Annotated in this window: 4 protein-coding genes; all 4 read left to right on the top strand. The window is 47.7% G+C overall.

The window, feature by feature from the left end; all coding sequences use genetic code 11:
• A partial coding sequence (locus tag GF401_20480; GenBank protein ID MBD3347440.1) for a toxin-antitoxin system HicB family antitoxin occupies nucleotides 1–137 on the top strand: 137 nt, incomplete at its 5' end.
• A gap of 320 nt (nucleotides 138–457) precedes the next feature.
• Nucleotides 458–1,048 carry a hypothetical protein gene (locus tag GF401_20475; protein MBD3347439.1) on the top strand — a complete coding sequence of 197 codons (591 nt, stop codon included), beginning with the start codon at nucleotides 458–460 and terminating at the stop codon, nucleotides 1,046–1,048.
• 149 nt (nucleotides 1,049–1,197) lie between these two features.
• Nucleotides 1,198–2,139, top strand: a complete 942-nt coding sequence (locus tag GF401_20470) for a hypothetical protein (GenBank protein MBD3347438.1) — start codon at nucleotides 1,198–1,200, stop codon at nucleotides 2,137–2,139.
• A gap of 84 nt (nucleotides 2,140–2,223) precedes the next feature.
• Nucleotides 2,224–2,603 (top strand): glycosyltransferase WbuB (locus GF401_20465; GenBank protein MBD3347437.1); only part of this gene is annotated, 380 nt, incomplete at its 3' end.

Below are 2,603 nucleotides of genomic sequence, written 5' to 3'. Positions count from 1 at the left end.
ATCCTATTGCATCAAAACATTTCAGCGGGAAATTCGTTGTTCGAGTCCCACCGGAAGTTCACAGGCGATTGGCGCTTGAAGCTTCTGAAAATGGAATCAGCCTGAATAGATTGGCAAGCGCTAAGCTTACTCAGTAATTTATAGGACGAAAATGTTTTATAAGGAAAGGGACTCCTGGCTTTTCCTCCTTTCGTCGGGCCTTTTCTTTAAATCCCTTCTATGAAAAATGCTTTTTTATAGCTATGCCGAATAAATCGGCATAGGAAGATATCCGGTACATACGTTGGCTATTGTGAACTATCTCGATCGCAAAAAAGCAAAGGATAGTATCCCCGGCAGGTTCCCGGAGGGGTACCAATATTCACAAACCGTCCGTCTTACGCTCGTGCGCTCGTGCGCTCGTGACTTCGTGAGCTCGTGCGCTCGTGCGCTCGTAAAAACGTAACCTCGTAACAACATGACCTCACTCCTCCACCACATCCACTGGCGCCCCGGAATTCATGATCCCTCTCTTGTTGGATGGATTATCTTCTCCGGCTATCTGCTCTCCGCCGCGATCGCCGCATGGGTGGGATTTAAATCTTCCTTTGACATGCCCTCGGAAACTAAAAAACAACTTCTCTGGCGAATTGTGGGACTTGTCATGATTCTTATGGCAGTCAATAAACAACTCGATCTGCAATCACTTGGTATCGATATCGGACGGGCCGTTGCCCGGTCCCGGGGATGGTACCAGAGCCGCCGCACATTCCAGAAATTCTTTGCACTGGCCTTCGGCATCATCGCCCTCGGCATGTTCGCTTCCGCCCTCTGGTATCTGCGGGACATCCTTAAAGACTACTATCTCCTGATAATCGGGTTCTGCTTTCTAGGTACCTTTATCGTGGTACGGGCCGCCATGTTTCAGCATATCCATATCGATCCGCCTCTGACTATCCCCCGTATCCGTATCAGATGGCTCTTTGAATTAGCCGGAAGCCTGCTGGTATCAATCGCCGGGATTGCCGAAATCGCAAAAAAACACCCGAAAAGCCAGAAACAATCATGACCGCTTCTTTTGTACGGTAAAGCACGCGCTTTACATCTTTTAACCAACACGGTTTTTTCTTTACATTGCCCCGGCTTGTTTATATCATATAAAGAAGCAGGATACAACCAATGATTATGTCTCATTCTCCGTCTGCACTGGCAACATCGATCAGAAACCAGATCTATTACCTGGCCCGCCCGGCAATGCCCCGGTGGGTGCAGATCGCATTGCGCCGTTTTTTTGTAAAACTTAAAATCAAACGGATCGCACAGGAATGGCCGATCCACGAAAACTCCGCACCACCACCGCCGCAATGGAAAGGATGGCCCGACAATAAACAGTTCGCCTTTGTAATCACCCATGACGTCGAATTGCAGATCGGCTGCGACAGAGCTATCAAGCTTGCCGAGCTGGACCGGTCATTTGGTTTTACATCATCCTTCAATTTCGTGCCCGAACGATACACCATCGATCCGTCACTCTTCGAAAAACTCCAGGCAATGGGATGTGAAATCGGGATCCACGGACTCAAACACGACGGCCGACTCTATGAGACACACAATACCTTCAATGCCCGGGCAAAAAAAATCAACGATTACATAAAGCAATGGAATGTCACCGGTTTCAGATCGCCCTCTATGCACTATAATCTTGAATGGATCGCCGATCTGGATATCAACTACGACGCCTCAACCTTTGAATTCGATCCATTCGAACCCCAGATCAGGGGCGTTGGGACCATCTTCCCCTTTATCTTCAACAACCATACAAAGTCATATGTCGAACTCCCCTATACCCTGCCCCAGGATTTTACCGTGTTTATCCTTATGCAGGAAAAATCACCACAACTCTGGAAAAAAAAGCTCGACTGGATAGCAGAACATGGCGGGATGGCACTCTTTATCACCCACCCCGACTATATCGCACTCGATTCTTCACCCCGACGACTCGATGAATACCCTCCGGAACTCTATTCTGATTTCCTTCGCTATGTCAAAGAGCGGTACGAAGGCCGGTATTGGCACGCGCTGCCGAAAGAGATCAGCAGGTTCTGGAAGGAAAATTATTCGAATACCCTGGCGCCGGAGAAGCTGGAAGAGCTGAATTAGCTCCTAACCATCATCAAAAAAAGCCCTTGTTATATTTTAAAACAGTGTTAATTTTTTAATCTGTATTAACTCAGGCTCATACTCATGAAGAAAAAGGCATGTATGGTCGCGTATGCATTTTACGAGCCCGACAACCGGGTCCGGAGGTATGCAGAAACGCTGGTGAATGAAGGTTGGGACGTCGATGCGATTGTGCTCAGACAGGACGGCAGCCCCGCCCGAGCGACAGTGAAAGGCGTTAATGTCTTTAAAATCCAGAAGCGGAATTTTAGTGTAAAAGGAAAATCAAGCTACCTGCGGAACCTCCTCGGGTTCTTTTTCCACTCCATGGCTTTTCTTACAAAACAATGCTTTACCCGAAGATACGACATTATCCATGTCCATTCGGTACCCGATTTTGAGATTTTTGCGGCACTATTTACCAAACTCTTCGGCGCTAAACTGATACTGGATATCCATGATAT

It is taken from the genome of Chitinivibrionales bacterium, from assembly GCA_014728215.1.
In the GTDB taxonomy this organism is placed as follows: Bacteria; Fibrobacterota; Chitinivibrionia; order Chitinivibrionales; family WJKA01; genus WJKA01.
The sequence above is the reverse complement of the archived record's forward strand: the minus strand, read 5'-3'. Positions and strand labels throughout refer to the sequence as shown.

Bases quoted from the DNA above. Each gene is read 5' to 3' on its own strand.
- GF401_20475 (MBD3347439.1), top strand. From the start codon at position 458: ATGACCTCACTCCTCCACCACATCCACTGGCGCCCCGGAATTCATGAT.